Below are 16411 nucleotides of genomic sequence, written 5' to 3' on the forward strand. Positions count from 1 at the left end.
CTGCGGGCTGCCGTCCACAGCGACCCTGCCTAGGCTTCCTAATCATGGACTCGGTCAACCAGGTGTACGTGGCGCGCCTGCACCGGATGTTGGTGCTCGGCCCCATGGGCGAATCCTTCGGGCGCGTACGCGATGTGGTGATCAGCATCAGCATCGTGCGCCAGCAACCCCGCGTCCTGGGCCTGGTCGTCGACCTGGCGACCCGGCGGAAAATCTTCATCCCGATCCTGCGGGTCGCCGCGATCGCGCCCGAGGCGGTGACGCTGAGCACCGGTACCGTCTCGTTGCGCCACTTCGAGCAGCGGCCCGGCGAGGTGCTTGCGCTGGGGCAAGTGCTCGACACCCCGGTCCAGGTCAACGCGCCCGGACTGGCCGGCGCCGACGTCGTGGTCACCGACCTGGGCATCGAGCAGACCCGGACCCGGGACTGGATGGTGACCCGGGTCGCCGTCCGCGCTCAGCGTCGGCTGGGGCGGCGCGGCCCGGTGCACGTGGTGGACTGGCACCGGGTCCAGGGCCTGACGCCGTCGACGTTGGCGATGCCGGGCCAGGGGGTGGCGCAGCTGCTGGAGCAGTTCGACGGCCAACGCGCGGTCGACGTGGCCGAGGCGATCCGCGGGCTTCCGCCCAAGCGGCGCTCCGAGGTGTTCAAGGCCCTCGACGACGACCGGCTGGCCGACATCCTGCAGGAGCTGCCCGAGCCGGAACAGGCCGAGGTGCTGACGCAGCTGGGCACCGAACGCTCGGCCGACGTGCTCGAGGAGATGGATCCCGACGACGCCGCCGACCTGCTCGGCGTGCTCAACCCGACCGATGCCGAAATGCTGCTCACCCGAATGCATCCCGACGACTCCGATCCGGTGCGCCGACTGCTGAAGTACTCCCCCGACACCGCCGGCGGGTTGATGACCTCGGATCCGGTGGTGCTGACCCCGGACACCGCGGTCGCCGAGGCGCTGGCCCGGGTCCGCGATCCCGACCTCACGCCGGCGCTGTCGTCGATGGTGTTCGTGGCGGAGCCGCCGACGGCCACCCCGACCGGGCGCTACCTGGGCCACGTGCCGCTGCAGCGGCTGCTCCGCGAGGAGCCCGCCGCGCTGGTCGGCGAGATCGTCGACAGCGACCTGCTCACCCTGACCCCGCAGACCGCCCTGGGCGCGGTGACCCGCTACTTCGCCGCCTACAACCTCGTCTGCGGTCCGGTGGTCGACGACCAGCACCACCTGCTGGGCGCGGTGACCGTCGACGACCTGCTGGATCACCTGCTGCCGCACGACTGGCGCGCCGATGCCCAGGAGCTCGACACCGTGAACACCGCGGCGATCACCGCGGCCACCACGTCCGCGGCCGGAGACGGCCAGTGAGCAACCCCGGATTGTCGCGCCTGTACACCCCGAAGACCTCGCGCCGGCCGTCGCTGCGCCCGGACCCCGAGGCCGTCGGGAAGGTCACCGAGTCCATCGCCCGTTTCTTCGGGACCGGGCGCTACCTGCTGATCCAGACGATCGTGGTGCTGCTGTGGATCGCGCTCAACGTCAGCGCGATCGAATGGCGCTGGGACCCGTACCCGTTCATCCTGCTCAACCTGGCGTTCTCCACCCAGGCGGCCTACGCGGCGCCGCTGATCCTGCTGGCCCAGAACCGTCAGGAAAACCGCGACCGGGTCGCCCTCGAGGAGGATCGGCGTCGCGCCGCCCAGACGAAGGCCGACACCGAGTACCTGGCGCGCGAGTTGGCCGCGCTGCGGCTCGTTCTGCGCGAGGTCCCGACGCGCGAGCACCTGCGGGACGAACTGGAAGATCTGCGTGCCCTGTTGACCGATCTGCAGCCGGAGAAGAGCGACTGAGGCGCAGATCCACCATTGCGCCACTCCCGTCACAAGAGTTATGTATGGTGATCTAGTTCACCAAGCAACGAAACAGACTCGAAACAAACACGAACAGGTTTCGCAAGGGTTTTCCGAAGGCTCACGAACTCTAGGACGGTCGAGTGCGCATTGGCGGACGCCGGCGACAGCGGGCGGAGACAGTGCAGCAGCGGGCGCGTCGGACGACGCGTTCGCCCTTGTTTGGCATGGCGGTGATCACTCCCCTGGTGTTCGCCGGCGCGGTCGGCGGAGCCCCCGCGCTGTTCCCCGAGACACCCGCGGCCGTGCGCGCCGCGATCGCGCCGGTCGCCGCGGTGTCGCCGTCCAGCCCCAGTGCGTCCGGCCCCAGTGTCATCGCGGCCCTGCACGCGCCGACCGCCTTCCACGTCGCCGAGGGCGCCATCTCGGCGCCGCCACCCCCGATGATCGTGAATACGCCTGGCGCCCTTGGCATTCCGTCGGTCGCGCTGTCGGCTTACCGCAATGCCGAAATGAAGATGGCCGTCGAGGCACCCGGCTGCGGCGTCAGCTGGAACCTGCTGGCCGGCATCGGCCGCATCGAGTCGGGCCACGCGAACAACGGCGCCGTCGACGCGAACGGCACCGCCGTCTACCCGATCTACGGCCCGGCACTGGACGGCACGCTGCCCGGCAACGAGGTCATCGTCCAGAGTTCGACCGGCAACACCGTCACCTATGCGCGCGCGATGGGGCCCATGCAGTTCCTGCCCGGCACCTGGGCGCGCTACGCCGCCGACGGCAAGGGCGACGGCGCGCCCAACCCGCAGAACCTGTTCGACGCCACCCTGGCGGCCGCCCGCTACCTGTGCAGCGGCGGGATGAACCTGCGCGACCCGAACGGGGTCATGGCCGCGATCCTGCGCTACAACAACTCGATGCCCTACGCGCAGAACGTGCTGGGCTGGGCCGCGGCGTACGCCACCGGCGTGGTCCCGGTCGACCTGCCCCCGATCGTCGGGCCGCCGCCCCCGCTGGGCAGCGCGCACGACGAGCACCCCGAGGGCCTGGGCCCCAGCCTGCCGATGAACATCAACGGCCTGCCCACCTACGCCTTCGGCCCGCAGGAGCCGATCATCGACCTGAGCCCACCGACGCTGGCCAACACCCCGCCGATGTTCCCCTGGATGCAACCGCAAGCCCCGCAGGGCCCGGCGCCGGTGACACGGATGCCCGGCTGCACGCTGATCTGCATCGGCGCGCCGAGCGGCGGGCCCGGGCCGCAGCAGCCCGGCGCGGGCCAGCCGTTCAACGTGCCACCACCGCCCCCGCCCGGCTGAGCTGGCACCACCGGCGCCCGCCTAGACTCGGTGGTGATGTCTGCTGATGTGACCCCGGATCTGACCGAAGCTGTCCGCGCCGCGCTGGCCAAGGTGATCGACCCGGAACTGCGCCGGCCCATCACCGAACTCGGGATGGTCAAGAGCGTCGACGTCGAGCCCGACGGCGCCGTGCACGTCGGCATCTACCTGACCACCGCCGCCTGCCCGAAGAAGACCGAAATCAGCGAGCGCGTCACCCAGGCCGTCGCGGACGTGCCCGGCACCGGCGCGGTGCGGGTCAGCCTGGACGTGATGAACGACGAGCAGCGCACCGAGTTGCGCAAGCAGCTGCGCGGTGATGCGGCCGAGCCCGTCATCCCGTTCGCCCAGCCCAACTCGCTGACCCGGGTGTACGCCGTCGCGTCCGGCAAGGGCGGCGTCGGAAAGTCTTCTGTCACAGTCAATTTGGCCGCGGCGATGGCCGCGCGCGGCCTGTCGGTCGGCGTGCTCGACGCCGACATCCACGGCCATTCGGTGCCCCGGATGATGGGCACCACCGACCGGCCCACTCAGGTCGAGTCGATGATCCTGCCGCCGATCGCGCACGACGTGAAGGTCATCTCGATCGCCCAGTTCACCCAGGGCAACACCCCGGTAGTGTGGCGCGGCCCGATGCTGCACCGGGCGCTGCAGCAGTTCTTGGCCGACGTCTACTGGGGCGACCTGGACGTGCTGCTGCTGGACCTGCCACCGGGCACCGGCGACGTCGCCATCTCGGTGGCCCAGCTGATCCCCAACGCCGAGATCCTGGTGGTGACCACGCCGCAGCTGGCCGCCGCCGAGGTCGCCGAACGGGCCGGCAGCATCGCGATCCAAACCCGCCAGCGCATCGTCGGCGTGGTGGAGAACATGTCCGGCCTCGTGCTGCCGGACGGATCGACGCTGCAGGTGTTCGGCGAGGGCGGCGGCGCGCAGGTCGCCGAGCGGCTGACCCGCGCGGTCGGCGCCGACGTGCCGCTGCTGGGCCAGATCCCGCTGGACCCGGCCGTGGTGGCCGCCGGCGATGCGGGCGTGCCGATCGTGCTCAGCGGCCCGGACTCCCCGGTGGGCAAGGAACTGCTACGCATCGCCGACGGGTTGTCGTCGCGGCGGCGCGGGCTGGCCGGTGTGTCGCTGGGGCTGGACCCGACCCGACGCTAGTGCCCGTGCGGCCGAAGGGATTACCGAGGCCGGTAGACCTGGGAGCGATGCCCCACCCGGGTGACAACGATCTGGCCCCGATGGTCGTCAAGCATGTACAGCACGCGGTAGTCGCCGCGGCGTGCAGACCACTGCCCCTCGAAATCCCCTCGCAACGGCGTGCCCACCCGGCGCGGGTCACGCGCAAGCGCACCAAAGATGAACTCCACCACCGCGGATACCAACCGTGGCGGTAGTTTGTCGATGTCGCGGCGGGCGGTACTGGCCAGGCCCACCGTCCAGCTCACACGCGCCCAACGCCGTAGCGGCGGCGCACGTCGGCCTCCGCCATCAGCGTCCCGGCATCAGCTTCGCCTCGCGCCTGCGCGATATCGTCGCGCACGCCCGGCTGCGCCTGCCAGTACAGCGTTTCTTCCAGTGCCTCCAGGTCATCCACCGAGATCAGGACCGCCGCCGGCTTGCCATGCCGAGTGATCGTCACCCGTTCGTGAGTGCTTATCGCGCTATCGATCAACTCGTTCAACCTGGTCTTCGCCTCGGTCAACGGCAACGTCGTCATATGCCGACCCTACCTGGGATCGGAGTCGAAAGCAGATCTGCACAGTTCTGAATAAATGTTTGTTGAGCCTCGAGGCGCAGTCAGCAGCACTCCCGACGTGCCGGAGAGCACCGAGCGTCACGCCAGAGTGGCGATGGTCGTCCACCGTCGCGCCAGCGTGACGCTCGCGCCCGCTGGGCTACGGTCCGCGGCATCGGATGTTGTTGTGGCGCCGCGGTTTCGGCCCATGGCGTGGCCGAGGAGCCCCCTCGCCATCGGCCGAAAAATTTTCGTCGGCGAAAAACTACTCACCCGAGGCGACCAGCAACTAACGTAAGCAAGTGAATCGTTAGTTTCCACGTACTGCCGCGACGGGGGCGGTCGGTACCGGTTGACAGCGCTTTCAGGGGGAAAGGACGCGGCAACTCTTGAACGATTCCGAAAAAGGGTGTCCTATTAGTGGTATGCCGTCGATGGGCGTCCTTGCGCAGCGATTGCGCTCGGCGGACCTGCGGGTGACCCGCCCACGGATCGGCATCTTGGGGGCCGTGCACGCAAACCCGCACGCCGACACGGAATCGATCTTCGGCATCGTCCGCGCCGCCCTGCCCGAAGTGTCGCGGCAGACCGTGTACGACGTACTGCATGCGCTGACCGAGGCTGGGCTGGTGCGACGGTTCCAGCCGTCGGGATCGGCCGCGCGCTACGAGACCCGAGTCGGCGACAATCACCATCATTTCGTCTGCCGCGGCTGCGGCGCCATCGCCGACGTCGACTGCACCTGCGACGAGACGCCCTGTCTGCTTCCCTCCGAAGAGTGCGGGTTCCTGCTCGACGAGACCGAGGTCATCTATTGGGGCTTCTGCCAGGCCTGCTCGGGTGGCGCCGAAGTCGCCACGCCGGCCGCTGCCGCCCCGACGCATCGCGTTCACACCGGCGATCTCGAGCCGGCAATAGCGCGCGAGGCCGTGCTGCCATACCCGGGGAACACCCACCCATCGCGGCAGCCAGCACCGAGCTATGTCGCGGAGGCTGCGCTGGCGCCAGCGGTCGCCTCTAGCACCGCGTGGAGGGTGGCGGCTACCAAGACCGGTGGCCACACCGGTTCAACCTGACGGCCATCCGGACGACCTGACATACGGGTACCGACTGCATCAACGACGGCGCCGGGGCGAGCCAAAGCCGCGGAGCGCCAAACCCGAAAGATTCCAGTTTATAAACCCGAACGATTCCAGATTAGAAGCCGAACATATCCAGTTTGAGTTTATAAATCCGACCATTTCCAGTTTATAAATCCGACCCTTTCCAGTGTCATGAAATCCCTATCAATGACCCCCTGACCTGCGGTAGCGTTCCGACTTGGTTGATCGAATGCAGTTTTCGGATCAAGCCCTTGCGGGGGCTGGCGCTGAACATGGGGTGGAATTGCAATGAGCTCTCCTTTCTTCATTGACCCGTCCGTCGTCCAATGGGTGACCGAAAATCTCGACAACATTGGCGAGAACCTGGCCAGCAGCCACGCGGCCGCGGCGGGCCCGACCACCGGGGTGGTGCCGGCGGCGGCCGACGAGGTGTCGACGGCGATCGCATCGCTGTTCGGCCGGCACGCGGAGGGGTATCAGTCGCTGGCCGCGAAGGCAGCCGCCTTCCATGACCAGTTCACCCGCAACCTGGCGGCCAGTGGGGCTTCGTACAAGTCCGCCGAGGCGGCCGCGGTGCACGAGCTGCAGAGCGTGGCCCGCGCGCCGGGTGCGGCGATCAACGGCGCAGTCGCGGCGGCCACCGGGCGTCCGCTGATCGGCAACGGTGCCAATGGGACCACCGGCGTCGACGGGCAAGGGACGGCCGGCGGGGACGGCGGCTGGTTGTTCGGCAACGGCGGCGCCGGTGGCAACAGCACGGCGTCCGGCGCGATGGGCGGTGCCGGTGGGTCGGCGGGATTGATCGGTAGGGGCGGAGCCGGCGGCATGGGCGGTGCCGGCGCTGCCGGCGGTGCCGGTGGCGACGGTGGGTTCCTCAACGGCAGCGGCGGGGCCGGCGGTGCCGGCGGCGCAGCCATCACTCCAGGTGGTGTCGGTGGTGCCGGCGGGGCCGGCGGCGACGCCGGGTTCTTCGGGGGCTTTGGCGGTCACGGTGGTGCTGGCGGCGCGGGCGCCCCGGGTGCTTCAAGCACTGTCCCAGTCATTCCCGGTCAAGACGGTGGTGCCGGTGGTGCCGGCGGTGCCGGCGGCCGGTCCGGGTTCTTCGTGGGCGGCGGCGGCGACGGCGGCGCCGGCGGGGTTGGCGGCGCCGGCGGCAACGGCGGTGGGGCGCTCTCTGCGGGCGGCGCCGGCGGCGACGGCGGTCAGGGCGGAGCCGGAGGCCACGGCCCGGCCTTCGTGGGCAACGGCGGTAACGGCGGTCCCGGCGGTAACGGCGGTAACGGCGGTGACGGCGGTCCCGGCGCGCCCGGCGGCCCCGGCGGCTTGGGCGGACCGGGCGGAACCGGTGGTCCCGGCGCCATCATTGGTGCCCACGGCGCTCAGGGCGCATCGGGTATGCCGGGTGCCCACGGCGCGACCGGGTAGCTAATCAATCATCTGGGTGCAACTCTGACTTGAGTGGCTGACGTGGACTGTCTCCACCATGCCGAGTGAGTGATCGCGGTTTCCGGATTTCGTTGCGGTGTGGAACCACCACAAGGCGCCTGCGCACATCGATGCAGCGGGGCAACCGAGGTCAGCGTCGACCTGTAAGGCTGCCCAGCTGCCGCCTCGACCGTCGGGCGTCCCGCCCGAAAGGGGAACCAAGATCGGCAGCTGATGCTGCGCCGGCATGGCGGGGCGTCGAGGACGCGGCACCACCAAGATCACCGCAGCCTTTGCCATGCTCGCCGCCCCGGCCGAAGAGTGGCAATGCGCGCCCGCATGACCGAAAAGCCCTGCAGCACAGCCGATTCGCAACGGCATCGATGATTCGGCCCGGCGCGCGGGCAGTCAACCGACCGAACCCGTCGCACCCGCCCAACCAACCAACCACCCCGGGCCGTCGAGCAGCGCATCCGGACGCACGACCGGCGTGTGGTCGCCGACCAAGTCCCGGGTTCGTGCGGTCGGATGCGGTGTCAACATCACCGCGTGAATCGATGTCGGTTCGAGGGTAGGCGACGAGGACCGCCGATCCGCCGCACGCCTCCAGAGGGACCCAAGCGGCCGGAACCTTCGCCCGGCAGAACGGACATTCGAAAGTACATTTGGTTGGTTGGCGAGGTGGAACGAAACCGGTCGCCGGCAATCCAGCAAATCGCGGATGCCACGCGAATGAAAGTTGCTGGCGCGCAATCGTTTGCGGTATGACGGCATCGTGTCGAGTGATTCCGGCCAATCGCTGTGTTTACTTGCGGCAGAAACGGGGGTAACCGATAATCCCCCTGGGAGGATGCCGAAACTGTGATGCTCTTGGGGGGCACGCGATCCGCGACCCGCGATCCTTGATCACCATTCGACCGGGAGGGGCCACTGCCGACATGAGTGAGGCGCTGCGCGACGAACGTGACGAAATTTTATCCCCGCGATACGAGTCGTGGACGTATCCGGAACCGATACAGGACCTCAGGGCATGGACCGAAAACAATTGGGAATGGTTCGATCCGGTTCACGCACACCCTATTTTGTGGCCTGACCGCGAATACAGGGACAACCTCGACATCTTGATTGCGGGTTGCGGTGCCAACCAGGCCGCGATCTTTGCGTACACGAATCGCGCCGCGAACGTAGTAGCGGTCGACACCTGTCAACCTTCACTGGACCATCAGCAATTCCTGAAAGACAAATACGGGCTGAGGAACCTGGAGTTGCGCCGGCTTCCGCTCCAAGACGTGCAGACGTTGGGACGCGACTTCGACCTCATAGTGTCGACCGGCGCCCTGCATCATCTGCCAGACCCCGCGGCGGGCATGAAGGCGCTTGGCGCCTGTTTGCGGCGCGACGGCGCCCTCGGCGTGATGCTCTACGCGAAGTACGGCCGAATCGGGATCGAGATGCTGCAATTGGCCTTTAGCAACATGGGTTTGCGTCCCGACGCCGAGTCGGTCGAAAAGGTCAAAGAAATTCTCTTGGCGTTACCGCCCGAGCACCCCGTCCACAACTACTTCAAGATGGCTCCGGTTTCGGCACAGTATGACGCCGCCCTGGCCAGTGTGTTTCTGCGGGGCCCCGAGCGCAGTTTTACCGTCGATGAATCCCTGGAGCTCGTCGACTCAGCCGGACTGGCGTTCCAGGGCTGGCTCATTAACGCGCCGTATTACCCACACGATTGGTTCAGCCCGGGGGGCTCGCTCGATCAAGCCATGAGCGCCCTGCCGGAGGCCAAGCTGTGGTCCGTGATCGAGGACCTGCACGTCTTGAACGCATGTCATTTTTTCATCGCCTGCCGGCCGGACCGACCGAAAAAGAGCTACACGATCGATTTTTCGACAGCCGACGCCCTTGATTACGTCCCGCGGATGCGCATGCGTTGCGGCCTGGACAGCGAAGAGATTTACCGGCCGAATTGGCGTACGGGTCTGACCCCGGCCCAGTTGCGCTTTGTGCAGCAGGTCGATGGCCGTCAAACGATTCGACAGATCGCTCGGCGCCTGGCGCAGAGCAAAGAGCTGCCACGAGCCGGAGCGGCGGAGCTGGAGGAATTCGGTCGCAAGCTATTCGAATCGCTCTGGCGTCTGGACTTCGTCGCGATGACCAAGAAACCAAAGGCAACTCCGAAAGCCACCGCTGAGCCAACCGCCTAGGGCTCGCTCACCGAAATCGCTTGAGTAGCACTGCGTTTGCGAGGCACCGATGATCGGCGGGCTGACATCGGCCCAAAAGCGTTGCGGCCGATAGCCGCGAGGAAACTTCGGACGTGCGGTGTCGAATATTGTTGGGCCGCTGGCCATCTCATATAGGGTGTCCGACGACCACCGCCGGGCCTCGATCCGGTCAGTGGGGTGTTTTCGGCCGACGTGCCTTCTTGGCCGGCGCCTTCTTCGCGGCCCGTGCCGGGGCTTTGGGTTGTTGCACGGGTCGGACCGCGGCGACGCAGAGCACCTCGTCGAGGCTGGCGGTCTGCAGGCCGACAGCGGCCGCCCGCCAACCTAGTTCGGCGATGGGATCTGGGTCGCTGGCCACAATGCCGCCGGCCCGATCCAGGCGTGCGATGTCGAACATCGCCGGGCCGCTGGCCACCGCCTCGGCCAGGACGTAGCGGCCGGCGTCGGGTGAGCGGCGCACCTCGTGTTCGGCCGCGCAGACGCCGGTCAGCTTGTCCGCGTCGGCGAAGTTGATCCCCACCTGGACTACCTGTGGTTCGGAGGCAAGCACCGCGATCATGCGGGTGATGTAATTGTCGGGCGCAAAGAACTGCCAGCCTTGGGCCAGGTGTAGCCAGAAGCGTCCCTGGATCTGAGCGCGAAGCTGCGCGAGCTGTATGGCGGGCGCGTCGCTGGTGCAATCGACAAACTCGAGGAACCCGTAACGCTCACGCAGCAGCGCGCGGTCGGAGGCCGACAAGACGGCATCGACCACGAGGAACCGCCCGAACCACAGTGACAGATCGAGGCAGCAGTTCAGAAACGAGTTAATGGCCTGTTCAGTGGTCTCGCGGTCGGGTCCGGCGACCAGGCTGACGACCACCTTGGCCTCGCCCGGACCGGCGACCAGACGATGCGCCAGTGCCTCGGGATAAACCGACGCCGCCGCGAACATGACTGGCACACTGAAATCGCGGTTGGCCGCAATGCGTTGGCGATCACCGTCAGGGATGCCGGAGCTGGCCAGCAGGCGCCGGCACAGCCCAAACGCCTCCGCGTGCTTGCCAAGCTGGGAGGCGCACACCGCCTGCTCGTCCATCGCGCGCCAGGCATAGACGTCTGCGCCGATAAACAAGAGGTCGTTTTCGGGAAACGGGATTTGGGCCGCGCGCTGGGCGAACAAGTGGCCGGGCAGGTAGCGCTCGTCTTCGCGGTACCGCCGCGCGATGGCATACAGCGCCTCGGCGCGGGTCGGTCGAAACTCCCAGGCCTGTATGTAGACATCCTGGACAACCTGCCATGGCCACCCGAGGTGCGCCATCGACTCCGCGAGCCGGACGATCGAGTAATAGACCTCCTCGTCCGAGCCCTCCATCTCGACGCGGCGCTCATACCACTTGCGCGCGTTGGCGAAATCCTCCAGATCGAAGTAGCTCTGGGCCAAATAGAACACCGATCGCGCATGCTCGGGGTTGCGTTCGACCTCGGCCAGCAACAGATCGCGGTCATGCGCATACTTCTGCGCATCTCGGTTGCGGGCACCGAGGCGACGGGATTCGACGTAGTAGTCGCTCTCGAGGCGCTTAACGATGCAGTCAGGCTCCCAGACGGCCGTCTCGTGGACGACGCCTTCGTAGCGCACGGGGACCCCGTCGCGAAACAATTGCGGGCGCCAGTACATGAAGGAGGCATCGCCGAGGCGCATGCGGTAGATGTCGGCGCTGAGTTCGGTGAAGTCGGGTGTGCCCACGACGATGTCGTCGGCGTCGATGACCCAGATGTAGTCGCCGTGGCCTTGGGCGAGGTTCAGCGCCTCGGTGCGGTTGTGTCCGAAATCCCGCCAGGGTCGTTCGTGAAGCTCGCCGGGGATGCCCAGCCGGGCCATGTGATTGCGGATCAGATCCTGGGTCCCGTCGGTGGAACCGGTGTCGACGATCACCCACGAGCTGATGTAGGGCGCGACCGAATCGAGCGTCTCCGCGACGACGTCGGCCTCGTCTTTCACGATCATGTTCAGACAGATCGCGAAGCGTGCGGTCACTGGCATGGACACTGCTCAGAGTTTACAGAGCAATCGCGCGTCGCGGATCGGGTTGCCCGCGAGAAGTCACGGCGGCTGTGGATCATTGGGCGTTCCGTCCGGCAAGCAACCGCCGCGACGACAGCACCGCCTGCCCGCTCGCACAACCCTGGTTCACGAAAGCACCTGTCTTGCAAGGGCTGAGACTCGCCCGGTGAATTCGGCCCGTCTTGAAACTGGTTGCGGCCGATGGCGAAACGACGACGAGACGCCACCGCCGCGGCTGGATGCGCCGACTTCGGACGGCTCGGGGGTGCGTCGACGTGAAGGTCATATTTGGCTGGTGTCTAACAGATCTCGTGGGGTACGTGGGAACCGTCGTGCGGTTGAGCCTGCTGTGACGGCTGGGGGCGGCGTGCGACGGGCTGTTGCGGATCGGCTGTGCTGCAGGGCTTTCCGGTCCTGCGGGCACGACCTGCCACCGTGGGCCGGTGGCGGCGCCGTCTCCGGGCCGGCCGCGCCCCAAACGGGGTCAGGCCCAGCACCTCTTGCGGTAATTTGCACCTATGAGCTTCGCCGTCGCGGTTGTGGTACCGCCCAACCACCATGACATCAGCGGCGGAGCATTCAACGAGGTCGCCGAGGCATTGCACCATGGCCTGCTGGCACTTGGCCACGACTCGGTGCTGACCAACCGCCTCGACCTCGACGACCGCCGCACCATCGTGCTCGGCGGAAATTTGCTCGTCCAGTACGCCATGGCGCCGCCCAAAAACCCGATCTTCTACAACCTCGAGCAATTGGGTAACGACCTGCCGTGGATGACGATGCCTGAGTTCGTCGACCTTTTCCGGCGCTACCCGCACTGGGACTACAGCCAGGCCAACATCGAGTACCTCGCGGCCCGGGGACTGCCCCGGCCCACCCACGTTCCGATCGGATACGTGCCCGAGCTGACCCGGATCCCCCCCGTCACCGAGGACATCGACGTGTTGTTCTACGGCGCGCTCAACGGGCGCCGCTACGCCGTGCTCCGGGAGCTGCACGACCGGGGCCTTCGGGTCAAATGGCTGACGGGCGCCTACGGGGCGAGCCGCGATGCCTGGATCGCACGCTCGAAGATCGTCCTTAACATCCACTACTGGGAAGCGAAGATCTTCGAAATCACGCGTGTTTCCTATCTGCTCGCCAATCGGCGGGCCGTGGTGTCCGAGCGTGGCGCCGATCCGACATTGGAGCGCGAATTTCAGGGAGGCATCGCGCTCGCCGACTACGACGAACTCGTCGATCGCTGTGTGGAACTCGTCGGCGACGAGCGCGCGCGCCGCGAGCTCGCCGAACGGGGCTACCAGGCTTTCGCCGCTCGCGACCAGGCCGCGATCCTGGACCGCGCCCTGTCGGAGGGCCCCGTTGCGCGGGACGTCCCTTGCGTCGATGTGCGCCTCGACGGCAACGGCCGCAGTGCCGATGATCAGTTAAGCGACCGCCTACAGTTCACCTTCGGCCTGTTCAAACACAAGTCCGCGCAGGAGCGAGATTGGTTGCTGGCCAAGGTCAAACGCAACCCCGAGGATGCCCGGTCGGTGTTTTTCCTCGCCGAGACCTACTGCCGCATGGAGGATTTCGACAACGCGCGCCGGTGGTGTGAGCGGCGGATCGAGATGGGCGGCTGCGACGAGGAGGTCTACTGGGCGATGTACCGGCTCGCGGATTCGATGTCGAACCTCGGTGAACCGTGGCCGGATGTTCAGGACGCCTACCTCAAGGCGTGGAAATTTCGACCGACCCGCGCCGAGGCGTTGCATGCCCTCGCGTATCGGTGTCGCGCCGAGCAGCGCTATTGGCCCGGTTATTTGTTTGCCCAGCGCGCCGCCGAAATCCCCTTTCCCGACGAGGATCTCTTTGTCCCCCGATACGCGGAGATCTACGCGTGGCGCGCAATCGATGAGCAGGCGGTATGCGCATCCCAGCTTGGCCAGCATGTGGAGGCGTTCGGGCTGTGCCGGCGCTTGCTGGCCCGCCCCGACCTCCCCGATCCTGACCGGCAACGGATTGCGACCAACCGCGACTTTTCGGTGCCGACCATGTTGGAGGCGGCCGCGCCCTACCCCGAAGCCGTGGCGCAGTCCCTGGGCGCCGGTCCGGGTGAGGCCGGAGTGACCGTCAGCCTGGTCGCCGGGCCGGACCGCGAGACCACCGAGCAGACCGTGAACTCGTTTCTGAACTGCTGCCTCGATGTGTCGCGGATCGGGCGCTTTGTGGTGCTCGACACCGGCCTGTCCGCTTCCGACCGCGCGAAACTGCGCAAGCGCTACGGGTTCCTCGAGTTCGCACGTCGCCGATCCGGCGACAAGCCCGCCCCCGTGTTGGCGCAGCTGCGCGCTCAGATCGACGGACGGTTCTGGCTGCACCTGGGTGCGGGCTGGCGGTTTTTCGCCCCCGAGAATTTCATCACCCGCCTGACCGCCGTGCTGGACGCCGAACCGCAAGTGTTCCAGGTGGGCATCAATTTCGAAGATGCGGTCACGCTGACCGGCGCCTGCGCAGCGGAGGACGCGGTGCGCCGAGCCGCCGACGCCGGCCGCTATCTGCTCACCGACAGGCTGGCGAGCGGCCCGGCGATGTTCGACACCGCACGCCTGGATCGATCCCGCGGTGCGCCGAGCAGCGGCGCCGCGCTGCGCACCGCCAGCCTCGACGAAGTGCTTTGCATCAGCTATCGGATCGGCGCGTGATCGACACGCCAGTACGTGCCCCATCCGTCAATCGGCAGTATGGGCGATGTGATCTCGTAGCGTTCACGGAAATCGTCAACAGCCTTCGCGCAGGCGGGCAGCATGTAGTCGTCGACTATTACGAAGCCGCCATACGGCACCTTGTGATAGAGCGCGTCCAATGCTTCGATCGTCGATTCATACATGTCGCCATCAAGCCGCAATACAGCTAATCGATCGATGGGGGCGTCCGGCAACGTGTCCTTGAACCAACCCTCGAGGAAAACGACCCGTTCGTCCAGCAACCCGAAACGCCGGAAATTATTTTCGACATCGGCCCGCGAGACCTCGAGTTGGGTGCGGGTATGGTGCTGATCGCCCGCATCGGCGGGGAAATTTTCTGGGTCTGGCGGTGGAAGTCCGGCGAAGCTGTCTGCCACGAAGACACGGCGGCTGCGATCGCCGTATGCCTCTAAAATTCCTTTCATCAGAATGCAGGCGCCGCCGCGCCACACGCCGGTCTCGGCAAAGTCGCCCTCGACGCCATCGAGTAGCACCGTTTCGCAGGCGAAGCGCAGATTTCGCATGCGAACACCCCCGATCATCGAGAACGAGAGCGAAGGCCAGTCCCGCCCTAAAAGACGGGTGTTGGGATCGAACTTGCCGTCCGACCAATCGTCGCAGGGCGCATCTTCGAAGAGCATGCCGGTCAGCGACGCCTCGAGAAGATTGAGATATCGCTGAACCAATCTGCTTCGGCCCAAGTCTTGGTGCGCCGACTCTTGAAACTGCGTGGAGGGCGTAACTGCCGAGGTTTGCTGGCCGCTTATTTCGGCGATCACCTCGCGGCGTCCATCCTCGAAGACAACCCTCACAGCAAGGGCGAAGGCCTTGGCGAGTCCGGCCGTTTCGATCGCCTTCGAGAACCCCACCTGTGGCGAACTGCCATACATCTTGGCCACATCGGGACGCGCAAGAGTTAGCTCGCAGCTCGCAACCACGTTGTGCTCGTGGACCAACTCCAACCAGGCTACGGGCGCCGTGGTTACCACCCACCCGGTGACCTCCAACGCGAATCCGTCGACCGGACCCGTCCGCGGGTCGTCGAGCCATGCAGCTTTGATCAGGTCACCGCCGGGGCACAGGGTGACCTCGGAGATCTCCACTCCCATACGCGACCCGTCCCTCCTCGTTGGGGCAGTGCACCTTTCGCTCAGGCCAAAGCTAGCCTGCCCGGTGGTCCCTCACGTCCCGAAGAGGTGTTCCCCACCGGGAAGGGGCAGCCAGCGGTTTCCCATCCGAGGTGCCGAGAACTCGCGCGAAGGGTCGTCGTCCTTCTCGAAGACGGTCAGGTAGGGGTAGACGTGCATCGATCCCACCGATCGCTGGAACGCCTCCGGGATCTGTCCGTCGTGGGGGTCCAGCACGCCGGGTTTGGGCTGGCCCCACGCGTGGATGTTGCGGGAGAGGCCAGCCGCGTAGTCGTGGAACTCGTTGTGCACCGAATAGTTGTCTTCGACCATGTACACGCCCCCCGGGCGCAGGTGCGGCAACAGGGCTTTGAGACTGATGATCTGGTGGGCGAGGATGTGGCTCCCATCGTCTATGACGATGTCGAGCTGGGGAACCAGCTCGCGCACCGCGTTCCAGAACCACACATCTCCCTGGTCGCCGACCAGGATTTGGATTGACTCCTGCTCGTACGCCTTGCAGTCCTCGCGGATGTCGACGCCATACACGTGACAGTCGGGGCCGAAGTAGTCCTTCCACATCTGCAGGCTGCCGCCGCTGAAGACACCGATCTCGAGGATGTGCACCTCCGTGCCGACGAACTTGGCGAAGTGCCGGTGGTAGGCGTCCATGTAGTGGCGCCACTTCCAGATGCCATCCCCCTCGACGTGACCCTCGAAGTAGGTCTCGAGAGGGTTGGGCTCGCGCTCCCTCGTGGGCGCCACGGCGCCAAGGTGGCAGTAGGACGCCATCCCGTCGGTCAGCCCTTTGACGTACACGCTGAAATTCATTTC

Annotated in this window: 11 protein-coding genes and 2 pseudogenes; 8 read left to right on the plus strand and 5 right to left on the minus strand. The window is 66.6% G+C overall.

The window, feature by feature from the left end; translation table 11 throughout:
* The first annotated feature begins 44 nt into the window (after positions 1 to 44).
* From G6N66_RS19705 to G6N66_RS19720, 4 genes are all read left to right on the plus strand, one after another.
* Positions 45 to 1364: a magnesium transporter MgtE N-terminal domain-containing protein gene (locus G6N66_RS19705; protein WP_085234355.1), complete on the plus strand. Its 1320-nt coding sequence runs from the start codon at positions 45 to 47 to the stop codon at positions 1362 to 1364.
* Positions 1361 to 1846 (plus strand): DUF1003 domain-containing protein, encoded by a 486-nt coding sequence (locus G6N66_RS19710; protein WP_085234354.1) that lies wholly within the window; start codon positions 1361 to 1363, stop codon positions 1844 to 1846. Before G6N66_RS19705 ends, G6N66_RS19710 begins: the two co-directional genes overlap by 4 nt.
* A 233-nt stretch (positions 1847 to 2079) precedes the next feature.
* A complete protein-coding gene (locus G6N66_RS19715) occupies positions 2080 to 3165 on the plus strand; it encodes a lytic transglycosylase domain-containing protein (RefSeq protein WP_372515661.1) in 1086 nt (361 codons plus the stop codon).
* A gap of 36 nt (positions 3166 to 3201) precedes the next feature.
* Positions 3202 to 4347, plus strand: a complete 1146-nt coding sequence (locus G6N66_RS19720) for an Mrp/NBP35 family ATP-binding protein (protein WP_085234363.1) — start codon at positions 3202 to 3204, stop codon at positions 4345 to 4347.
* A gap of 20 nt (positions 4348 to 4367) precedes the next feature.
* Here the strand turns inward: G6N66_RS19720 and G6N66_RS19725 are convergent, their stop codons facing one another.
* Entirely contained in the window at positions 4368 to 4634 is a 267-nt protein-coding gene (locus G6N66_RS19725) for a type II toxin-antitoxin system RelE family toxin (protein WP_085234352.1), read from the minus strand.
* On the minus strand, positions 4631 to 4906 hold the full coding sequence (locus G6N66_RS19730) for a type II toxin-antitoxin system Phd/YefM family antitoxin (protein WP_085234351.1): 276 nt from the start codon (positions 4904 to 4906) through the stop codon (positions 4631 to 4633). The genes G6N66_RS19725 and G6N66_RS19730 overlap by 4 nt, the downstream gene beginning before the upstream one ends.
* A 443-nt stretch (positions 4907 to 5349) precedes the next feature.
* Between G6N66_RS19730 and G6N66_RS29705 the strand changes: the two are divergent.
* The 3 genes and pseudogenes from G6N66_RS29705 to G6N66_RS19745 form a co-directional block, all read left to right on the plus strand.
* Positions 5350 to 5805, plus strand: a pseudogene (locus G6N66_RS29705) (Fur family transcriptional regulator); the annotation flags it as partial.
* A gap of 510 nt (positions 5806 to 6315) precedes the next feature.
* Positions 6316 to 7449 (plus strand): annotated as a pseudogene (locus G6N66_RS19740) (PE family protein); the annotation flags it as partial.
* A 941-nt stretch (positions 7450 to 8390) separates the two neighbouring features.
* Complete coding sequence (locus G6N66_RS19745; protein ID WP_085234348.1) at positions 8391 to 9653, plus strand: class I SAM-dependent methyltransferase; 1263 nt, start codon at positions 8391 to 8393, stop codon at positions 9651 to 9653.
* Positions 9654 to 9843: 190 nt separating this feature from the next.
* Here G6N66_RS19745 and G6N66_RS19750 read toward each other — a convergent pair whose 3' ends face one another.
* Positions 9844 to 11700 (minus strand): tetratricopeptide repeat-containing glycosyltransferase, encoded by a 1857-nt coding sequence (locus tag G6N66_RS19750; RefSeq protein WP_085234347.1) that lies wholly within the window; start codon positions 11698 to 11700, stop codon positions 9844 to 9846.
* Positions 11701 to 12239: 539 nt separating this feature from the next.
* Between G6N66_RS19750 and G6N66_RS19755 the strand changes: the two genes are divergently transcribed.
* Positions 12240 to 14408 (plus strand): glycosyltransferase family 1 protein, encoded by a 2169-nt coding sequence (locus G6N66_RS19755; protein ID WP_139825343.1) that lies wholly within the window; start codon positions 12240 to 12242, stop codon positions 14406 to 14408.
* Here G6N66_RS19755 and G6N66_RS19760 read toward each other — a convergent pair.
* Positions 14390 to 15553, minus strand: coding sequence for a TylF/MycF/NovP-related O-methyltransferase (locus G6N66_RS19760; protein WP_197747045.1), 1164 nt, complete (start codon positions 15551 to 15553; stop codon positions 14390 to 14392). The two genes, G6N66_RS19755 and G6N66_RS19760, sit on opposite strands and share 19 nt — an antisense overlap.
* 78 nt (positions 15554 to 15631) lie before the next feature.
* A complete protein-coding gene (locus G6N66_RS19765; RefSeq protein WP_085234345.1) occupies positions 15632 to 16408 on the minus strand; it encodes a class I SAM-dependent methyltransferase in 777 nt (258 codons plus the stop codon).
* Positions 16409 to 16411: the final 3 nt, after the last annotated feature.

This window comes from Mycobacterium conspicuum, assembly GCF_010730195.1.
Lineage (GTDB): Bacteria > Actinomycetota > Actinomycetes > Mycobacteriales > Mycobacteriaceae > Mycobacterium > Mycobacterium conspicuum.

Coding starts and splice junctions, on each gene's coding strand:
- G6N66_RS19755 (WP_139825343.1), top strand. CDS start 12,240: ATGAGCTTCGCCGTCGCGGTTGTGGTACCGCCCAACCACCATGACATC.
- G6N66_RS19750 (WP_085234347.1), bottom strand. CDS start 11,700: ATGCCAGTGACCGCACGCTTCGCGATCTGTCTGAACATGATCGTGAAA.
- G6N66_RS19730 (WP_085234351.1), bottom strand. CDS start 4,906: ATGACGACGTTGCCGTTGACCGAGGCGAAGACCAGGTTGAACGAGTTG.
- G6N66_RS19745 (WP_085234348.1), top strand. CDS start 8,391: ATGAGTGAGGCGCTGCGCGACGAACGTGACGAAATTTTATCCCCGCGA.
- G6N66_RS19765 (WP_085234345.1), bottom strand. CDS start 16,408: ATGAATTTCAGCGTGTACGTCAAAGGGCTGACCGACGGGATGGCGTCC.
- G6N66_RS19720 (WP_085234363.1), top strand. CDS start 3,202: ATGTCTGCTGATGTGACCCCGGATCTGACCGAAGCTGTCCGCGCCGCG.
- G6N66_RS19705 (WP_085234355.1), top strand. CDS start 45: ATGGACTCGGTCAACCAGGTGTACGTGGCGCGCCTGCACCGGATGTTG.